This window comes from Streptomyces sp. NPDC001750 (assembly GCF_042892615.1).
Taxonomy (GTDB): Bacteria; Actinomycetota; Actinomycetes; order Streptomycetales; family Streptomycetaceae; genus Streptomyces.
Genome location: NZ_JBIAUE010000004.1, coordinates 316,034 through 333,701, shown reverse-complemented (window position 1 = coordinate 333,701; position 17,668 = coordinate 316,034). Strand labels below are relative to the sequence as shown.

17 protein-coding genes and 1 other RNA gene are annotated in these 17,668 nt (G+C 72.6%); 7 read left to right on the top strand and 11 right to left on the bottom strand.

The annotated features are described in order from the left end of the window. Window positions 1-152: 152 nt before the first annotated feature. From eda to ACFYY6_RS09690, 4 genes are all read right to left on the bottom strand, one after another. The gene (eda, locus tag ACFYY6_RS09705; protein ID WP_351523730.1) at window positions 153-773 is read right to left on the bottom strand and encodes a bifunctional 4-hydroxy-2-oxoglutarate aldolase/2-dehydro-3-deoxy-phosphogluconate aldolase; all 621 of its coding nucleotides are present in this window, start codon (window positions 771-773) and stop codon (window positions 153-155) included. Window positions 774-860: 87 nt separating this feature from the next. Beyond that, window positions 861-1,661 carry a peroxide stress protein YaaA gene (gene yaaA, locus ACFYY6_RS09700; protein WP_389192432.1) on the bottom strand — a complete coding sequence of 267 codons (801 nt, stop codon included), beginning with the start codon at window positions 1,659-1,661 and terminating at the stop codon, window positions 861-863. A 58-nt stretch (window positions 1,662-1,719) separates the two neighbouring features. Beyond that, on the bottom strand, window positions 1,720-2,556 hold the full coding sequence (locus ACFYY6_RS09695; protein ID WP_351628657.1) for a hypothetical protein: 837 nt from the start codon (window positions 2,554-2,556) through the stop codon (window positions 1,720-1,722). A 5-nt stretch (window positions 2,557-2,561) separates the two neighbouring features. Next, window positions 2,562-3,323 carry a MerR family transcriptional regulator gene (locus ACFYY6_RS09690; RefSeq protein WP_351523726.1) on the bottom strand — a complete coding sequence of 254 codons (762 nt, stop codon included), beginning with the start codon at window positions 3,321-3,323 and terminating at the stop codon, window positions 2,562-2,564. Between the two features lie 117 nt (window positions 3,324-3,440). Here ACFYY6_RS09690 and rnpB point away from each other — a divergent pair. Next, an RNA gene (gene rnpB / locus ACFYY6_RS09685) (RNase P RNA component class A) lies at window positions 3,441-3,842 on the top strand. A 447-nt stretch (window positions 3,843-4,289) separates the two neighbouring features. Further along, complete coding sequence (locus ACFYY6_RS09680; RefSeq protein WP_351523725.1) at window positions 4,290-5,186, top strand: metallophosphoesterase; 897 nt, start codon at window positions 4,290-4,292, stop codon at window positions 5,184-5,186. Here the strand turns inward: ACFYY6_RS09680 and ACFYY6_RS09675 are convergent. Further along, window positions 5,164-5,529, bottom strand: a complete 366-nt coding sequence (locus ACFYY6_RS09675; RefSeq protein WP_351628652.1) for a VOC family protein — start codon at window positions 5,527-5,529, stop codon at window positions 5,164-5,166. The two genes, ACFYY6_RS09680 and ACFYY6_RS09675, sit on opposite strands and share 23 nt — an antisense overlap. A 313-nt stretch (window positions 5,530-5,842) precedes the next feature. Beyond that, window positions 5,843-6,502 (bottom strand): ScbR family autoregulator-binding transcription factor, encoded by a 660-nt coding sequence (locus ACFYY6_RS09670; protein WP_351523721.1) that lies wholly within the window; start codon window positions 6,500-6,502, stop codon window positions 5,843-5,845. 129 nt (window positions 6,503-6,631) lie between these two features. Between ACFYY6_RS09670 and ACFYY6_RS09665 the strand changes: the two genes are divergently transcribed. Further along, window positions 6,632-7,666 carry a ScbA/BarX family gamma-butyrolactone biosynthesis protein gene (locus tag ACFYY6_RS09665; RefSeq protein WP_386607219.1) on the top strand — a complete coding sequence of 345 codons (1,035 nt, stop codon included), beginning with the start codon at window positions 6,632-6,634 and terminating at the stop codon, window positions 7,664-7,666. A gap of 26 nt (window positions 7,667-7,692) precedes the next feature. Next, entirely contained in the window at window positions 7,693-8,652 is a 960-nt protein-coding gene (locus ACFYY6_RS09660) for an NAD-dependent epimerase/dehydratase family protein (protein WP_351628645.1), read from the top strand. A gap of 118 nt (window positions 8,653-8,770) precedes the next feature. Here the strand turns inward: ACFYY6_RS09660 and ACFYY6_RS09655 are convergent, their stop codons facing one another. The 3 genes from ACFYY6_RS09655 to ACFYY6_RS09645 form a co-directional block, all read right to left on the bottom strand. Continuing rightward, window positions 8,771-9,649 carry a PhzF family phenazine biosynthesis protein gene (locus ACFYY6_RS09655; protein WP_389192427.1) on the bottom strand — a complete coding sequence of 293 codons (879 nt, stop codon included), beginning with the start codon at window positions 9,647-9,649 and terminating at the stop codon, window positions 8,771-8,773. An 81-nt stretch (window positions 9,650-9,730) separates the two neighbouring features. Further along, window positions 9,731-10,198 carry a lamin tail domain-containing protein gene (locus ACFYY6_RS09650; protein WP_073782147.1) on the bottom strand — a complete coding sequence of 156 codons (468 nt, stop codon included), beginning with the start codon at window positions 10,196-10,198 and terminating at the stop codon, window positions 9,731-9,733. A gap of 236 nt (window positions 10,199-10,434) precedes the next feature. Continuing rightward, entirely contained in the window at window positions 10,435-11,217 is a 783-nt protein-coding gene (locus ACFYY6_RS09645) for an SDR family oxidoreductase (RefSeq protein WP_351523713.1), read from the bottom strand. 337 nt (window positions 11,218-11,554) lie between these two features. On the opposite strand from ACFYY6_RS09645, the gene ACFYY6_RS09640 reads away from it, so the two are divergent. Continuing rightward, window positions 11,555-13,183 (top strand): alkaline phosphatase D family protein, encoded by a 1,629-nt coding sequence (locus tag ACFYY6_RS09640; protein WP_351523711.1) that lies wholly within the window; start codon window positions 11,555-11,557, stop codon window positions 13,181-13,183. On the opposite strand, the gene ACFYY6_RS09635 is transcribed toward ACFYY6_RS09640, so the two are convergent. After that, the gene (locus tag ACFYY6_RS09635) at window positions 13,170-13,298 is read right to left on the bottom strand and encodes a hypothetical protein (RefSeq protein ID WP_351523709.1); all 129 of its coding nucleotides are present in this window, start codon (window positions 13,296-13,298) and stop codon (window positions 13,170-13,172) included. The two genes, ACFYY6_RS09640 and ACFYY6_RS09635, sit on opposite strands and share 14 nt — an antisense overlap. 159 nt (window positions 13,299-13,457) lie before the next feature. On the opposite strand from ACFYY6_RS09635, the gene ACFYY6_RS09630 reads away from it, so the two are divergent. Continuing rightward, window positions 13,458-14,702 (top strand): multidrug effflux MFS transporter, encoded by a 1,245-nt coding sequence (locus ACFYY6_RS09630; RefSeq protein WP_351523735.1) that lies wholly within the window; start codon window positions 13,458-13,460, stop codon window positions 14,700-14,702. A 222-nt stretch (window positions 14,703-14,924) separates the two neighbouring features. Here ACFYY6_RS09630 and ACFYY6_RS09625 read toward each other — a convergent pair whose 3' ends face one another. Next, the gene (locus ACFYY6_RS09625; RefSeq protein ID WP_351523708.1) at window positions 14,925-16,232 is read right to left on the bottom strand and encodes a hypothetical protein; all 1,308 of its coding nucleotides are present in this window, start codon (window positions 16,230-16,232) and stop codon (window positions 14,925-14,927) included. Window positions 16,233-16,598: 366 nt separating this feature from the next. Here ACFYY6_RS09625 and ACFYY6_RS09620 point away from each other — a divergent pair, with 366 nt between their 5' ends. Next, window positions 16,599-17,609, top strand: a complete 1,011-nt coding sequence (locus ACFYY6_RS09620; protein WP_389192424.1) for a small ribosomal subunit Rsm22 family protein — start codon at window positions 16,599-16,601, stop codon at window positions 17,607-17,609. The last annotated feature ends 59 nt before the right edge of the window (window positions 17,610-17,668 follow it).

The window sequence follows — 17,668 nt, the reverse complement described above, 5'->3', positions numbered from 1 at the left end:
CGCGACGGACGGCGGGCACTCGCCCCGGACGGCGGATGCCCGCCCCGGTCCGGGGCCCCGTGGTCCGGTTCCCGCCCCGGGCTGCCCGTGGCCGTCCCGGTCCCGGGGCAAGGGGTCTCCCGTCCTCGTCCCCGGGCCCGGATAGGGCCCGGTCAGCCGCGCAGCGCCGCGGCCTCGCGCGCGAGCCGTTCCACCCGCGCCCAGTCCTTCGCCGTCACGGCATCCGCCGGGACCATCCAACTGCCGCCCACGCAACCGACGTTGGGGAGCGCCAGATAGGTGGGGGCGGACGCCGCCGAGATGCCGCCCGTCGGGCAGAACCGGGCCTGCGGCAGCGGCGAGGACAGTGCCTTGAGATAGGCGGTGCCGCCCGCCGCCTCGGCCGGGAAGAACTTCATCTCCGTGACCCCGCGCTCCAGCAGCGCGACCACCTCGGACGTCGTCGAGACCCCCGGCAGGAACGGCGTCCCCGACGCCCGCATCGCGTCCAGCAGCGGGTCCGTCCAGCCGGGGCTGACCAGGAAGCGGGCCCCCGCGGCGACCGCGTCGGCGACGTTCCGGGGCGAGACCACCGTGCCGGCGCCGACCACCGCGTCCGGCACCCCCTCGGCGATCGCGCCGATCGCGTCCAGGGCCGCGGGCGTCCGCAACGTGACCTCGATGGCCGGGAGCCCCCCGGCGACCAGGGCCCGGGCGAGCGGCACCGCATCGGCGGCGTCCGTCAGGACGACTACGGGGAGGACGGGGGCAAGGTCCAGCACGGAGGAGGTCATGCGGCACATCCTGCCGGGCACACACAGCATGCACAACGCGCGTTGCGCATGCTGCAACGCATCCCCGGCGGCTCGGCCGGTTCCGCGTCAGTGGATCTCCGTCACCACGACGTCCAGCGACCACGCCCGCCCGGACCGTGCCGGGGCCTCGGCCTCCACCACGTACCCGAGGTCCCGCAACGTCCCGACCAGCTCCGCGGGCCCCTTCGGCCGTGCGCCCGACACCAGCAGGTCGCGTACCAGACGGCCCTTCGTCGCCTTGTTGAAGTGGCTGACCACGGACCGCTTCTCGACCCCGTCCACCCTCTGGGAGTGCAGCACCCGCACGCTCGCCGTGCGCTCCGCCACCTCCCCCTTCGGCTTCCATGCGGCGGCGTAGGCGGAGGACCGCAGGTCCAGGACGAGCCCGTCCCCGGCCGCCTCCGGCATGACCTCGGCCAGCGGGCCGCGCCAGTACGCCCCGAGGGCGCCCAGGCCGGGCAGCTTCACCCCCATCGAGCAGCGGTACGACGGAATCCGGTCGCCCACCCGCACGGCGCCCCACAGCCCGGAGAAGACCAGCAACGACTTCCCGGCCCGCCGCTTGGCCGCCGCGTCCAGCGAGGCCAGGTCCAGGGCGTCGTACAGCACCCCGGTGTAGATCTCCCCGGCCGGCCGCGTTCCCGCCGTGCGCAGTTCCGCGTTCTTCGCGACCTCGCCGCGCAGCCCCTCGCTCAGCCCCAGGACCGCACGGGCCTTGCCCTCGTCCGCCACGCACAGCTCGACCAGTTCGTCGAGGACCGCCGCCCGCGCCGCGGCCAGCCCGGGGAGCGACAGCGACTCCGGTTTCAGCGGCGCGCCCCGCCCCGACGCGGCCTTGCCCTCCGACGGCGGCAACAGCACCAGCACGGCGTTTCCCTTCGTACGTACGCACAGGTGAACGGCCCGCGAAGGGCCTCGCACCAGCCTACGGGGACCTCCGCGGCCGCTGTACGAGAGCGGTCACGACGGCCGCCGGATCGTCCGCGTGGAACCGCACCGTCCGCGCCGAGCCGCGCTTCCCCAGCGGTCGCACGAACGCCACCGGACCGGTCAGCTCCACCGTCACCGTCGTCTGGCCGCCCACGGCGAGATCGAGCACCCCGTCGGCGCCCACCCGCGTCGATCCGCCCTCGGGGCAGCGCCGTTCGACCCGCGCGGACGCCACCGTCCCCGCCGGAACCCGCACGTCGAACAGGGCGCCGTAACGGATCCGCAGCGCCCCGTCGGCCCCCACCACGTGCGGCCGGGTCACGCACGAGGCATGGAACGCGAGGACGAAGAGCACTCCGTACGCGTCCAGCACCAGCACCACCGCGTGCACGACCGGCCACGGGATCAGCAGCGCCAGCACCAGCGTCTCGACGAGCGCGACGAACAGCAGGCCGTACACCATCGCCGTCTGCGGACCGGTGTACGGCACGGCGAGGGCGTCTCCCGGCACGCCGTGGCGCCGCCGCAGCACCCACAGCCCGAGGCTGCGCAGTGCCCGTGCCTCGTGCGCGACGAGGAGGCGTACCGGCCCCGGCACGGCGGTGCGCACCACCGCGCCCACCGCCGCCCGCCGACCGGCACCCGCGCGCCGCGCCACGAGCCACAGCCGCCCCAGCACGACGCACTCCACCGCCATGGCGCACGCCACCAGCACCGCCGCCCCTGCCAGGACCGGGCCCGGTGTCCGGACCCCGGCCGCCCGGCAGCCCACCAGCACCGCCTCCACGGCCAGGGCGGCTCCCGCGACACCCCGCACCACCCGCCTGCTCACCCCGTTCACCGCCCCGCCGCACGTTCCGCCACGCGCGCGGCCAGCGCGGCCATCACCCGGCGCACCACCTCGGCCTGTGCGGGCGCGCACTCGTCCAGCAGTGCCTCGCCGAAGCCGGCCGCCGAGGCCGGAGCACCGCTGGACGAGGCCGCCGCCAGTACCCCGTCCAGCACCTCGTCCGGTACGGCGGCGGCCAGATCCGCGGCCAGCGGGGCGATGCGAGGATCGTCCACGGGGGCCTCGGCCAGCGCGTCCAGCCGCTCGTACATGGCCCGCAGACCCGGATCCTCGGCCATGGGCCGCAGCACGTCGGAGAGGTCGCCGCCGGTCACCGTCTCCAGCAGCACGACGTGCTCACGGTCCCTCGCGGCCATGGGGGAGGTGATGCCGGGCGCCGTACCCAACAGCTCCGCCAGCGCGGGCGGCATGGCCCCGCCGTCGCCGACCGGCCCGTCCAGCAGCCGGGCCAGCCGCAGCCGCCGTTCCCGGATCGCACGCTCCTGTCGGGCCAGATCCGCGTCCAACTCGGCGAGTATGTCGAGGAGTTCACGGCCGTCGTCGTCGGCCAGGGCGTCACGGACCTCGTCCAGCGAGAGCCCCAGCTCGGTCAGCCGACGTATCCGGGCCAGTTTCACCGCGTCACGCACGCCGTAGACCCGGTAGCCGTTGGCGTGACGGCCGGGCTCGGGCAGCAGTCCGATGTGGTGGTAGTGCCGGACCGTCCGCGAGGTGACCCCGACGAGCGCGGCGATCTCTCCTATTCGCATGAGACCAGTAGAAACGTTGACGCAACGACAAGGTCAAGCGTCGGCCGCCCCCGCCTGCCCCGGGCCCTGCCGCGTCGAGGGCTCCCGGCGGGCGGGTAGCATGGTCGGCACGGCAGACGAGCCGGGCGGACGGCCGCGTGGTGATCTTCGGATCTCCCCGAGGAACGTCCGGGCTCCACAGGGCAGGGTGATGGCTAACGGCCACCCGGGGCGACCCGCGGGACAGTGCCACAGAAAACAAACCGCCGGGGACCTCGGTCCTCGGTAAGGGTGAAACGGTGGTGTAAGAGACCACCAGCGCCTGGGGTGACCCAGGCGGCTAGGTAAACCCCACCCGGAGCAAGGTCAAGAGGGGCCGTCGCGAGACGGCCCTGCGCGAATGATCGAGGGCGGCCCGCCCGAGTTCGCGGGTAGACCGCACGAGGCCGACAGCAATGCCGGTCCTAGATGGATGGCCGTCTCCCCGGCCGCCGCGAGGCGACCGGGTGACAGAACCCGGCGTACAGCCCGACTCGTCTGCCGCCCTTACCTTTCCGTCCACATCCGGGACTTGTGGGCGCACCACGTCGTGCGAGCGCACGGGCGCCGCCGTGCCCGTCGGGAACGGGACCGCCGGGCCGGACGGGGCCTCGCCGGGGCGAGGAGATCCGGGCGATGACCGCCGGGACGCGCCTCGGCATGGTCCGTCACCATCGGTTCGGACCCGGCGCACGGCCACGGTCTGCACTGGTCCGCCCGGACGCACCCGGCCGGATGACCGTGCGCGGTCGGGCCGGACGGCCGTGCACCGTCGGGCCGGTCTCTGAAGGGGCACCGGCCTCGGCTCCCCGGGGCCCGGTCGGCCGGGGTGCCCCGCGGCGCGTCCGGGGGACGGCTCCGGGCGGGCCGGTCCGCGGGAACTGCTGGGCGGAGAGCCGGTCGTGAGGCACGATCGTGTCGAGCTGACTCCTCGGGAAAGGTTCGCACGTGTCCGATCACGCCTCCGGAAGCCGCGGTTCCCTATTCGCGGTCAGCGACCTGCACATCGGGATCGCGGACAACCGCCCCCTCACCGAGTCCCTGCGGCCGGAATCGGACGAGGACTGGCTCATCGTCGCCGGTGATGTCGCGGAACGGGCCGAGGACGTGGAGTGGGCGCTGCGGCTGCTCGCCGGACGGTTCTCCCGGGTGCTGTGGACCCCCGGCAACCACGAACTGTGGACGGTCAACCGCGACCCGCTCCAGTTGCGGGGGCGGGAGCGGTACGAGCACCTGGTCGAGGTGTGCCGGAGCATCGGGGTGTCGACGCCGCAGGACCCCTACCCGCTGTGGCCGGGCCCCGGGGGACCGGTGGCCGTGGCGCCCGTGTTCCTGCTGTACGACTACAGCTTCCGGGCGCCGGGAACCGCGACGAAGGAGGAGTCGTTGGCGTACGCGCACGAGACCGGCGTGGTGTGCACCGACGAGTACCTGCTCCACCCCGACCCGTACCCGGGCCGGGACGACTGGTGCCGGGCCCGGGTGGCGGAGACGGAACGGCGGCTCGCCGCGCACGATCCGGCGATCCCGCTGGTCATCGCCGGTCACTGGCCGCTGGTGCGGGATCCCATGAACGTACTGAGGTACCCCGAGTTCGCGCAGTGGTGCGGCACCGAGCTCACCGCCGACTGGCACCGGCGGTTCAACGTGGCGGCCGTGGTCTACGGCCATCTGCACATCCCGCGCACGACCTGGTACGACGGGGTCCGCTTCGAGGAGGTGTCCATCGGATACCCGAGGGAATGGCGCGAGCGCGGTCACCCCAAGGGACTGCTGCGGCGGGTCCTCCCGTACGACGGTGCCCCGGTGGCACGGCCCCCGCTCAGCGGTGGCCCAGCACGTTGACCACACGGCCGTTGGGGTCGCGGACGAAGAAGCGGCGCACGCCCCAGTCCTCGTCGCGCAACGGGTACACGATCTCCGCGCCGTTCTCCTTCATGGCCGTGTACGCCGCGTCCACGTCGTCCACCTCCACGCTCAGATCCGGTGTGACCGGAGCGGTCGCGTCGGCCGCGACGATGCTGATCTGGGCCGACGGGTGGGCGGGGGAGGCGAGCGTCATGATCCAGCCGTGGTTCATGACCTCCTGGAGGCCCAACCGGCCGTAGAACTCGGCGTTCCGCTCCATCGCGGGCCCCGGGGCGACGGCGGTCGTCCGGATGTTGGGGACGATCCGGCGGATGGACATCGGCGGCTCCTGTCCCGGGCCCGTCTGGGGCCCGTCTCGGGATCCGCACCTTCCCGCGGATCCGACGGATCGACGGAGCGTCGGATCGGCAAACCGTCGGACCGACGGGTCGGCGGGCGGGTGCGGACGGGCGGCGTGGACCGGTCCGGATACCGGACCGGTCGGTCGGTCAGCCGCTCCAGTCTTGCCCGCCGGCGCCCCGTCTGCCACCGAACAGGCCGACATCGCCCCCGTGGTGTATGGAATTTCACGCCATGGGCCGGGCGGGCCGGTCGCGTCGGCCGGGTCCTGGCGGCCCGGAGGGGTGCGTCCCTCAGTCGGTCGCGCCGGCCTGGCTGGGAACCGCTTCGAGGGCCTCGGAAAGCCGCTCGCCGCGGTCCTCGGCCATGTCGAGCGTGGTCAGTACCGCCGGTGTCGAAATGCTCGGCAGTACGAAGTGCAGAAGCACCGAGATTCGATGCCCCAAATCCTCCCGCCTGCAAAGGGCTTGGGACATCACTTGAATACCGGAGAACGAACCGGCGAGCATTTCCGCGGTCTCGCGGGGGTCCACGTGCGGCAGTAGTTCGCCCTGATCCTTCGCCGCGTTCAGCAGGTGTTCCAGCCTGTCTATCCAGGCGCGGAACGGGGTGCCCCGGTCGAGCCCCTCCACCGCCTGGTCCATGGCCAGCCCCACGCTGGCGCGCACCAAAGGCTCGTGGCGGAGCCGGTAGGCGAGCAACATGCCCTGGTCGACGAGCTCCTGAAGTTTTGTCAGCTGGGGCAGCGGATTGCTGTCCAGCTGCACGTCCATTACCCCGAGTGCCAGGTCTTCCTTCGAGGAGAAGTGGAAGTAAAGTGCGCCTTTGGTGACTCCGGCCCGGGCGAGGATCTCACTGATGGTGGCGCTGCTGTAGCCGCGTTCATCAAATACGGCGGCGGCCGCCACCAGGATCGACCGTCGAGTCTGGATCGCGCGCGCCTGCTGTGCCATCAGCTACAAGTCTCTCTCCGCCGTGGCGTGGTCAGCACCAAGTATGGCTGGATAGGAAAACCGGACTGTCAGTATCTTACTGCGGAGGCCGTCGGCCCTCCCGGTATGGATCCTCTGGGAGGAAGATTCATGGTTCAGCTCACCTCGCACAGCGCCTCGGTCCGCCCCGAGGGCGTCGGGGCCCGCGAAACCACTGGAGTCCCGGGCGCCGACGGGGCGGCACCCGGGCGCAGGCAGGTGGACGCGGACCTGCTGGGGCGCCTCGTCCACCGGTACGACCCGCAGGACATCTTCCCCACCGGCTGGACCCCGCAGACCCGAACCCAGTTCTCGGTATCGGCCCGCTGGCCGCGCGCGCACCGGTTCTTCGCACCCGTGGGGGGCCGTCACCAGGACCCGCTGCTGATCGCGGAGACCATGCGCCAGACGACGATGCTCCTGGGACACGCGGAGTTCGGGGTCCCGGACGGGGACCAGTTCGTGATGTGGGAGCTGTCGTACGTCTCCGAGCCCGGCAGGCTGCTGTTGGGGGACGAACCCTGGGACATCACCGTGGACGTCACCTGCTCCCGCGTCAGGCGTCTGCGCCAGAGCATCGGATCCATGCACGTCGAACTGCTCCTGCATCGCTTGGGCACGGTCCTCGCCCGGGGCGGCGGGCGCATCAGCTGCACCTCCGCCAAGGCGTACGGCAAGCTGCGGGGCGACCGCAGACATGTCGTGGGCGCCCTGATACCCCTGCTTCCCGCCGTCTCCCCGGCCGAGGTGGGCAGGGTGGACGAGCGCGATGTCGTCCTGGCGCCCGCGGCGCGGAGAAACGTTTGGCGGCTGCGGCTCGACACCGGGCATCCCACCCTGTTCGCCCGGCCCAACGACCATGTGCCGGGCATTGTGCTGTTGGAGGCGGCCCGTCAGGCGGCCGTCGCCGCCACTCCCGGACATGACTTCCTCCCGCTGTCGGTGCGGACCGACTTCCTCCGGTACGTGGAGCTCGACCGCCCCTGCTGGATCGAGGCGCGGCGCCTCCCGGTCGACGACCCGGCGGTGACCCGGGTGCACGTCACGGCGACCCAGGACGACCGCGGAGCCTTCGCCTGCACCCTCGAATCACCCGTCCAGGGCTCGCGGTACCGCGCCACCGTGCCCCGGGGCAGGCAGTCGTGACACCTCGCGGATCCGGGACTGTTCGCGTGCTCGTCACCGGTGCCACCGGGTTCGTCGGAGGTCATGTGGTGGCCGCCGCCCGCGCGGTTCCCGGCCTCCGGCTGCGGCTGATGACCCACCGGACCGGTCTGGCCCCGTCCATCGGCGTGGACACCGGACCCGGGACCGGGGTGGAGACGGTGCACGGGGATCTCGGCGCCCCAAAGACGCTGCGCGGCAGCTGCGAGGGGGTCGACGCGGTGATCCACTGCGCCTCCGCGATCAGTGGTAACGAACCGACCGCCCGGTCTGTTAATGATCAAGGAACTCGGGCTCTGGTCGACGAGGCCGTCCGCTGCGGGGTCCCCCGCATCGTCCAGCTGAGCACGGCGTCCGTCTACGGGCGGGGTCCGTTCACCCGGCTCCGGCCCGGTGGCGCCGAGCCAGCCCCCGCGTCCGCGACCAGTCTGACCCGCGCTGCCGCCGAGCGGCACGTCCTCGCGGCCGGCGGCGTCGTCGTGCGCCCGCACATCGTCTACGGGACCGGGGACCGGTGGGCCGTGCCCGGACTGGTCGCGCTGCTCGGGCGACTCTCCGCCGTTCCGGCCGGATGCGGGGCGCGGCACTCGATGATCGAGGCGGGGGATCTGGGGCGGGCGCTGCTGGGAGCGGCCCTGTCCTCGAACGAACCGGCCGGGATCTATCACGTCAACCACCCCGAGCCGGTGAGCTGTTCACGGCTGCTGTCCACGGTCGTGGACGAACTGCGGCTGCCCTGGGGGGCCGAGGGGATCGACGTGGCGGAGGCCCGAGAGCGGCTCGCCGGCGTCCCGTACGCGCTGCACCATCTCGGCATGCTCGTCGTGGACCACTGGTTCGTCGACGAGCGGGTCGGCCGGGACTTCGACTGGGAGCCCGGAGAGGGCTTCACGGCCGGGTTCGCCCGGCATGCCCCCTGGTACCGGCGGCACCTGGAAACCGTGCGGCGGTCGGCCCCCGGACGGTGAGGGCGGGGGTCGACGACCGGAGGGGCCCGGAGGCGGGGACTTTGGGGCCGTGGTGTCCGAGCCCGTGGGCCGATGCCCGGGGCCGGACGGTGGTGGCGTCGTGGCTCGTGGAGCGTCGTCAGGCCGTGATGCGGGTGCCCGTCCCGCCGACCCTGACCCGGGCGTCGCCCGCGCGGAGTTCCACGGTGAGCGTGCCGGGGCGGCCCATGTCCTCCCCCTGGTGGAGCGTCAGGGTGGCGGTGTCCGGGACGAGGCCCAGCGTGCGGGCATAGGCGCCGAACGCGGCCGCCGCCGCGCCCGTGGCGGGGTCCTCGACCACGCCTCCGACCGGGAACGGGTCGCGGACGTGGAAGACGGTGGGCGATGCCCGCCACACCAGTTGCAGGGTGGCCAGGTCGAGCCGGTGCATCAGGGTTTCGAGGCGCGCGAAGTCGTAGTCGAGGTCGGAGAGGCGCTCCCGGGTCGCGGCGGCCAGCACCAGATGACGGGCGCCCGCGTAGGAGATCCGGGGCGGCAGGGCCGGGTCGAGGTCGGCGGCCGGCCAGCGCAGGGCGGCGAGCGCTTCCGTCAGGTCGTCCGGTGTGATGTCCGTGATGTACGGCTCGACGCTGGTGAGCGTGGCGCGGAGCTCGGTGCCTTCCCGGGCGACGGTGACCGGGACCGCCCCCGCGACGGTGTGGAACACCAGATCTCCGGGGCCGTCGCGCTCGGCCAGTGCGAGGGCCGTCGCGACGGTGGCATGGCCGCAGAACGGGATCTCGGCCTTCGGGCTGAAGTAGCGGATCGTGTACTCCCGGGCGGCCGACGGCCGCGCGTCCGGTGAGCCCGTGCCCGTGAGGAAGGCGGATTCGCTGTAGCCCAACTCGGCCGCGAGGGCGAGCATCGCCGCGTCGTCGAGACCGGATGCGTCCAGGACCACCCCCGCCGGATTGCCGCCCGCCGGATCGGCGGAGAAAGCGGTGTAGCGCAGGACCCCGGCACCTGAATTCTGGCTCATGCCGCAGATCAACCGCGCCGCTGCCCGGGGCATTCCCCGCCGGCGCGACGGCGGGGCGGCCCCGGGCAGCGGTCGTCCGGCTCAGTGGCAGTTCTTGACGCCCTTGCCGGTCTTCGACCAGGAGCAGGAGTCCTGGAGCTTGCCGTTCGGCTTGATCAGCCGCGCCTTGTCGCCGGTGTTGTTCCAGACGTACGAGCCGCGGTTCCAGTAGACGTGGCCGGAGCCGTTCTTGCCCTTGCCGGTGTGGACCTTGACGGTCTTGCCCGCGCCGATGGTGTAGCTGCCGAAGGTGTACGTGTACCCGGTGTTGTCCTTCAGCTTGTATCCCTTGAGCTGAAGCTTCGACTTGCCATTGTTGTGGATGTCCACCCACTCGGCGTTCAGTGAGGCGTTGCTGCGGGTGTCCTTGCCGGGGCTGTCGTACTGGATCTTCCCGAGGTGCAGCCCGCCCTGGTGCGAAGCGGCCGTGGCCGGGGCCGTGGCGAGCAGCGAGCCGGCCAGGGCGGTGGCGGCGGCGAGGGCGAGCGGTGCCGCGGTACGTATGCGCATCCCATGATCCTTATGTGTGCTTCCGGTGAAGAACTGTGATCATAGTGCGGCGCGGCGGCCGTCCGGGGCGGAAAGCCGGAATTCCCCCGGGGGCAGGACATTTGTGCGACAACCCTCCGGAGCCGGCCGGTGGTTGGGGTGCTCCTTGCCTTCCCGGGTGCACGGTCGCACGGGGAGCCGCTCGCGACGGCATCACCATCCGCCACGTCGTCGGCCGCGCTCGCCCGGTCGCTCCGTCAGCCGCGTCCGACGTACGGCATCGCGGTCGCCATGACCGTCGCGAACTGCACGTTCGCCTCCAGCGGCAGCTCCGCCATGTGGAGCACCGTCCGTGCCGCGTCCCGGGCCGCCATCACCGGTTCCACCGCGAGTTCGCCGTTCGCCTGGAGGGTGCCCCTCCGCATCCGTTCCGTCATGTCCGTGGCCGCGTTGCCGATGTCGATCTGCCCGCACGCGATCCGGTACGGACGGCCGTCCAGCGAGAGCGACTTCGTCAGACCCGTCATGGCGTGCTTGGTCGTGGTGTAGGCGATCGAGTGCGGGCGCGGCACGTGCGCGGAGACCGAGCCGTTGTTGATGATCCGGCCGCCCTGCGGGTCCTGGTCCTTCATCTGCCGGTACGCCGCCTGCGCGCACAGGAACGCGCCCGTCACGTTCACGTCCACCACCGCGCGCCAGTCCGCCACCGAGAGGTCCTCGACCGGGACCGCTCCCGGCCCGAAGGTTCCGGCGTTGTTGAAGAGCAGATCCAGGCGGCCGAAGCACTCCCGTACCGAGGAGAAGAGGGCGTCCACGTCCTCGGGGCACGACACGTCGGCGGGAACGGTGATCACCCGGGCGTCCTCCCCGGCCAGCGCGGCGGTCCCGGCGAGCGGGTCCGGTCGCCGGCCCGCGAGCGCCACCGACCAGCCCGCGCCGGTCAGCGCGAGGGCCACCGCGCGGCCGATCCCGGAACCGGCGCCGGTCACCACCGCCGTCCTCGGGGCGCGAGGCGTGGAATTCGGCGTGCTGTTGTCCATGGCGCCGCAGCGTACGCCCTCGCGCCCCGGGGGCCGCGCCTCACCGCCGACCGGTCGGGTCGACGCCTGGTGCGGCCGGTACGGCGAACCCGTCGCCGTACGGGCCCGCGGGATCCCGCGACTGGTCAAGAACGGCTATGGGGCGACGGGTTAGCCGTACAGGCGGCCGCTTGAGCGTAGATCATGCCCCTCGATGCGTATGCGCACTTTGCCCCGTGAATCCATTCCCGCCGCGTTCCTCATCCGCCGGACGTCCCAACGACGCGAGCACGACAACAGCTCGACGGGCTGGGCCGGTGCACTGTGCCGAGCACACCACCAGCCAGGGGAGGGACAGATGACGCACTCATCGCACCCACAGGAAATGCGGGACGCCGCCCGGCACTTCGGCCGCCGCCGCTTCCTCACCGTCACGGGTGCCGCCGCCGCGCTCGCGTTCTCGGTCAACCTGCCGGCCGCGGGCACCGCGAGCGCCGCCGAACTGGACGCGCGGAAGCTCAAGGAGGATCCGTTCACCCTCGGCGTCGCCTCCGGCGACCCGCTGCCCGCCTCGGTCCTGCTGTGGACGCGGCTCGCCCCCCGACCGTACGAGGCCGGCAGCGGACTGCCCCGGGCCCGGGTCCAGGTGGGCTGGGAGCTCGCCCGCGACGCCCGCTTCTCGCGCATCGTCCGGCGCGGCAGGGCCACCGCCCACCCGGAGTTCGACCACAGCGTCCACGTCGAGGTCAAGGGCCTCGAATCCGACCGTGTCCTCTACTACCGCTTCCGGGCCGGGAGCTGGACCAGTCCCGTCGGCCGCACCCGCACCGCGCCCGCCCGGGGCGCCCGCAACAGCTCGCTGCGCCTCGCCGCCGTCTCCTGCCAGGCGTACCACGACGGCTACTTCACCGCGTACGGGCACCTCGCCGACGAGGACGTCTCGGCCGTCTTCCACCTCGGCGACTACCTCTACGAGTACGCCGTCACCGCGACCGGCGGCGCCCGCAACTACACCGACCGCACGCTGCCCGCCCACTTCAACCGCGAGACGATCACGCTGGAGGACTACCGGCTGCGGTACGGCCTCTACAAGTCCGACCCCGACCTGCGCGCCGCGCACGCCGCGCACCCCTTCGTCGTCACCTGGGACGACCACGAGACCGAGAACAACTACGCGGGCGGCACCCCCGAGAACGACGTGCCGCCGGAGGAGTTCCTGCTGCGCCGCGCCGCGGCCTACCGCGCGTACTGGGAGAACCAGCCGCTGCGCCTCCCGCAGCGCCCCACCGGACCGGACATGAGGCTCTACCGGCGCCTGCACTTCGGCACCCTCGCCCAGTTCGACATCCTCGACACCCGCCAGTACCGCAGCGACCAGGCGTACGGCGACGGCTGGCAGAAGCCCGGACCCGAGTCCGAGGACCCCTCGCGGACCATGACCGGCGCCACCCAGGAGCGCTGGCTGCTGGACGGCTGGCGCGCCTCGGAGGCCACCTGGAACGTCCTCCCGCAACAGGTCGTCATGGCCCAGCGCAAGGACGTCCCCACCGACGCCTTCAAGCTGTCGATGGACGCGTGGGACGGCTACCCCGCCTCCCGGGCGCGGATCCTGAACGGGGCCGAGGCCGCGCGGATCGAGAACCTGATGGTGCTCACCGGCGACGTGCACGTGAACTACGGCTTCGACCTGAAGAGGGACTTCGACGACCCGTCGTCCCGCACCCTCGGCACCGAGATCGTCGCCACCTCCGTCACCAGCGGCAAGAACGGCTCGGACAAACCCGCCAGTTGGGACAACCTGATGCGGGCCAACCCGCATCTGAAGTTCTTCAACGGCAGGCGCGGATACGCGCTCGTCACCCTGGGCCGCGAGCGGGCGCGTGCCGACTACCGCACGGTGTCGGCCGTCACCACGCCCGGCGCGCCCGTGACGACCGCCGGATCCTTCGTCACGGAGGTCGGGAACCAGGGGCTCACGCCCGCCTGAGGGCTGTCTTCGTACCGCCGTCGTCCGGCCGGAGGCGGTTCGAGGACAGGGCCCGGACCGCGATACCGCCCGTCGCCAGTACGCCCCGGCGCACGACCTCGCCCATGCCCGTCATGCCCGCTCTCCCCCTGAAAGGTCTCGACCAGTGTGGCCGAGCTGAGAGCATAGATGCAGATTCAACGACATGGAGATGACAATGGCGGAGAGCGGAGCCCGGCAGGGCAACGCGCACATACCGGCCGTCGGGGGGCGAGGCCGGTCCCACGACGAGACCATGACCCCCGGCGCGCACTCCGGGAGACCGGTCGCGGCCGAGGCGGTCCGCCGCACCGGATTGCTCGTCACCCTGGTGCTCGGCGGTCTCACCGCGCTGCCGCCGCTCTCCATGGACATGTACCTGCCGGCGCTGCCCGCGGTCACCGAGTCGCTGCACGCCCCCGCCGCGACCGTCCAGCTCACTCTCACCGCCTGCCTCGCCGGCATGGCGCTGGGGCAGATCGTCGTCGGGCCGATGAGCGACCGCTGGGGGAGGCGCGGGCCGCTGCTCCTCGGCATGACGGTCTACGTCGTCGCGACCGTGATCTGCGTCTTCGCCCCCACCGCGGAACTCCTCATCGGCTTCCGCCTCATCCAGGGGCTGGCCGGCGCGGCGGGCATCGTCATCGCCCGTGCCGTGGTGCGCGACCTGTACGACGGCGTGGAGATGGCCAGGTTCTTCTCCACCCTGATGCTGATCTCGGGCGTCGCCCCCGTCGTCGCCCCGCTGATCGGCGGGCAGGTGCTGCGGTTCACCGACTGGCGGGGCATCTTCGCCGTCCTCGCCGTCGTCGGCCTGCTGCTCACCCTGGTCGTCTGGAAGTGGCTGCACGAGACGCTGCCGCCGGGCGACCGGCACACCGGTGGCTTCGGCGACGCGCTGCGCACCATGCGCGGGCTGCTCGCCGACCGGGTCTTCGCCGGGTACATGATCGCGGGCAGTCTGGCCTTCGCCGCCCTCTTCTCGTACGTGAGCGCCTCGCCGTTCGTCGTGCAGGAGATCTACGGGGCGTCGCCGCAGACGTTCAGCCTGCTCTTCGGGATCAACTCGGTCGGCCTGGTCGCGGTCGGCCAGATCAACGGCAAGCTGCTGGTCGGACGGGTCAGCCTGGACAAGGCGCTCGCCTTCGGCCTCTCGGTCGTCGTGCTGGCCGCGACCGCGCTGCTGATCATGACGTCCGGGATCGTCGGGAAGGTGGGCCTGGTCCCGATCGCGACCGCGCTCTTCGTACTGATGTCGGCGATGGGGCTCGCGATGCCGAACACCAACGCGCAGGCGCTGATGCGGACGAAGCACGCGGCCGGGTCCGCCTCCGCGCTGCTCGGCACGTCGTCGTTCCTGGTCGGCGCGGTCGCCTCGCCGCTCGTCGGGATCGCGGGCGAGGACACGGCCGTTCCGATGGCCGTCGTGCAGCTGGTGTGCGGGCTGGGCGCGATGGCCTGCTTCCTGGGCATGTGCCGCCCCTGGCAGCGGGCGTCGTAGCCCGACCCGGCCGGGCCACGTGGGGCGCGCACCGGCCCGCGCAGGGCCGTAGTGCCCCGCCCGGACCCGTACGGCCCGGCCCGGGACGGGCCCCCGGATTCCTGTGGAACGGACCTGTCCGAACAACGTGGTACGCGGAACCGGCTCCGCCCCGCCCGGAACCGTACGGAACGGGCCTTACGGACATCCGGGCGGGGCGGAGCCGGGGCAGGCCCGTACGGCTCAGCGCGTGCCCGGGTAGCCGATCAGATGCGGGCGGTCCTTCTCGTCGGTCCAGCGGAACAGTCCCACACCGTCCGACGTCACCGCGCCCGGAACCCGCACGTTCGACGGCAGGGCGCCGGTGGAGCCGCTCCTGACCGCGACCGCGACGGGGGCGCCGCCACCGGCCAGCACGTCCCCCGCGTTGCGCGCGCTCGCCGCGCCGTACGCGATGCCCTCGTCGTTCACCGACACCAGGGTCAGCGGCTTCGAGCCGTCCGTGCCCTCGAAGCAGAAGCCCCGGTGCGTCACCAGGTCGAAAGCGAGCGGCCCCGCCACCACGGAACCGGCCGAGGGCGCGGCGACGAGCTGCGGGTACTGGCCCGGCTTGATCGCGGGCTTGCTGCACTCCACCGAGGCGAGCGCCTTGCCCGTCTCCAGGTCGTGCACCGTCCACAGGTCGTGCGTGGCGGCGCGCTTCGCACCCTTCGCGAGCTGCCACTTCGCCAGCAGCAGACCCCGGATCACCGACGTGGGGATCCCGCTGCGGCGGTCGGTGCCCTTGGGCGCGACATCGCGGCTGAACCAGCCGTCCTGAACCCAGAACTCCTTGGAGCCGCTGACCAGCAGGCCCTTCTGTGCCAGCCCGCGCACCTCCGTGAGCTGCTTGCAGGTGGGGCAGTCCTTCGGATACTTCAGCCGCGCGGCGGTGACCTGCGACACCCGGCCGGTCGCCGGGTCGACCACCGCGCTGTTCGTCCGGCCGTCGCTGATGAGGATGCCGGGGCCGGTGGAGGAGACCGTCGGGACGGTGCTCCACGGCACCTCGACGCGCCTCCGGGAGCCGTCCTGCGCGTCGTAGACGTCCATCGAGACGATCGTGTCGGCAGGGGTCAGCGCGTTCTCGCCGACCTTTCCGTACGACCACGTCACGAAGTACTCCCGGTCGTCCACGGTGGCCGTCAGGAGCCTCGGGAAGCGCTGCGGGGACGGCGGACGCCAGCTCTCCCCGTGCCAGCCGGACTGCCCGGTCTTCGAGTCGATGGTCCGCAGCTGGAACTTGGTGTCCGAGACCCGCACGAGGTAGGCGAGACGGCCCGTCTCCCGGGAGATCGCGTAGTCGGGCGAGGTACCGACCAGCTCCCAGCCGTGCTCCGTCTCGAACGCGGAGGGGACGGTGAGCTGCGTCACCGGTGTCGCGCTCGTCTTGACCTGTTTCTCCGCCTTGTCGGGTTTCTTCCCGCCGCTGCCGCACGTGGCCAGCAGAAGCAGCATGGCAAGCACGAGCACTCCGCCGACCAGAACCAGGCGCACGATCTTCTGTCTCATGGTGTCCCTCGATGGGCAATCCCGACCTCGCGGCCGTCAGACTAGCAACACGCGTAGCGTTCGCGGCAGTTCGCGAGTACCGCTGTTCTCCGCCGTTTCCGGGCCGTAGGCCCTGTCTTCCCGGACCGTAGGCCCTGCCGTCACACTGCCGCCCACCGTGCGACGCCCGGCACCTCCCCGGGCTCTCGGCTTTGCTCGGGCCGGGGAGCCCCCATCGCTCGCGCGTCGTCGGAGCCGTCCTCGTACGTCCGGCACGAGGACGATCCTCCGTCTCGCGAGCCCACGCACCGGACGCCGCACGGCCCAGCCCCCGGCCGAACGACGGCGGGGCCAGGCCGGTTCGTCACCTCCGCCTACAATTCGCCGGTGAACGCCACCCTCTCCACCGCGGAAGCCCTGCGCGCCGCACTGGCCGGACTGCTCGACGGGCTGCCGCCCAAGCAGGCCGCCCAGGCCGTCGACCGGCTCATCGCCAACTACCGGGGAAACACCCCCACCCACGCCCCGGTGCTCCGCGACCGCTCCGATGTGGCCGCCTACGCCGCGTACCGGATGCCCGCCACCTTCGAGGCGGTACGGTCCGCCCTCGACGCGCTCCGGGCGGCGGCCCCGGACTGGGCGCCCGCCACGCACACCGACGTCGGCGGCGGCACCGGAGCGGCGAGCTGGGCGGTGGCCGGGACCTGGGACGACGCACGGACGACCGTGCTGGACTGGGCGGAACCCGCCCTCGACCTCGGCCGTGAGCTGGCCACCGCCTCCGGCATCCCCGCCCTGCGCGCCGCCGAATGGCGCCGGGAGCGGATCGGCGCTGACCTCGAACTCGCCCCCACCGACCTCGTCACCGTCTCCTACGTGCTCAACGAGCTGACGGCGCCGGTCCGGGCCGCCCTCGTCGACTCCGCCGCCGCGGCGGCGCGGGCGGTCGTGGTCGTCGAGCCGGGCACCCCCGACGGGTACGCCCGGATCATCGAGGCCCGGGACCGGCTGACCGCCGCCGGGCTGACGGTCGCCGCACCCTGCCCGCACAGCGACGCCTGCCCCATAGCGCCGGGCACCGACTGGTGCCACTTCTCGGCCCGGGTCAGCCGCTCCTCGCTGCACCGGCAGGTCAAGGGCGGCTCATTGCCGTACGAGGACGAGAAGTTCAGCTACGTCGTCGCGACCCGGTTCGAGACGGCGCCCGCCCCGGCGCGCGTCGTGCGCAGGCCGCAGATCCGCAAAGGACAGGTGCTGCTGGACCTGTGCACCCGTGACGAGGCGCTGCGCCGGGCCACGGTCACCAAGCGGCACGGCGGCCTGTACCGGGCCGCCCGGGACGCGGCGTGGGGCGACGCGTGGCCGCCGGACGGACCGGACGACGGACAGGACGACTGAGAACCGCGCGGACGACGGGCGGCGGACGGGGCGGCCGGGGGAGTGTGGGCGGCGGAGGG

What these genes read in the sequence shown, in the direction of transcription:
- eda (WP_351523730.1), bottom strand. Translation starts at nt 773, where the DNA reads ATGACCTCCTCCGTGCTGGACCTTGCCCCCGTCCTCCCCGTAGTCGTC.
- ACFYY6_RS09690 (WP_351523726.1), bottom strand. Translation starts at nt 3,323, where the DNA reads ATGCGAATAGGAGAGATCGCCGCGCTCGTCGGGGTCACCTCGCGGACG.
- ACFYY6_RS09675 (WP_351628652.1), bottom strand. Translation starts at nt 5,529, where the DNA reads ATGTCCATCCGCCGGATCGTCCCCAACATCCGGACGACCGCCGTCGCC.
- ACFYY6_RS09670 (WP_351523721.1), bottom strand. Translation starts at nt 6,502, where the DNA reads ATGGCACAGCAGGCGCGCGCGATCCAGACTCGACGGTCGATCCTGGTG.
- ACFYY6_RS09665 (WP_386607219.1), top strand. Translation starts at nt 6,632, where the DNA reads ATGGTTCAGCTCACCTCGCACAGCGCCTCGGTCCGCCCCGAGGGCGTC.
- ACFYY6_RS09655 (WP_389192427.1), bottom strand. Translation starts at nt 9,649, where the DNA reads ATGAGCCAGAATTCAGGTGCCGGGGTCCTGCGCTACACCGCTTTCTCC.
- ACFYY6_RS09650 (WP_073782147.1), bottom strand. Translation starts at nt 10,198, where the DNA reads ATGCGCATACGTACCGCGGCACCGCTCGCCCTCGCCGCCGCCACCGCC.
- ACFYY6_RS09645 (WP_351523713.1), bottom strand. Translation starts at nt 11,217, where the DNA reads ATGGACAACAGCACGCCGAATTCCACGCCTCGCGCCCCGAGGACGGCG.
- ACFYY6_RS09640 (WP_351523711.1), top strand. Translation starts at nt 11,555, where the DNA reads ATGACGCACTCATCGCACCCACAGGAAATGCGGGACGCCGCCCGGCAC.
- ACFYY6_RS09635 (WP_351523709.1), bottom strand. Translation starts at nt 13,298, where the DNA reads ATGACGGGCATGGGCGAGGTCGTGCGCCGGGGCGTACTGGCGACGGGC.
- ACFYY6_RS09630 (WP_351523735.1), top strand. Translation starts at nt 13,458, where the DNA reads ATGACCCCCGGCGCGCACTCCGGGAGACCGGTCGCGGCCGAGGCGGTC.
- ACFYY6_RS09625 (WP_351523708.1), bottom strand. Translation starts at nt 16,232, where the DNA reads ATGAGACAGAAGATCGTGCGCCTGGTTCTGGTCGGCGGAGTGCTCGTG.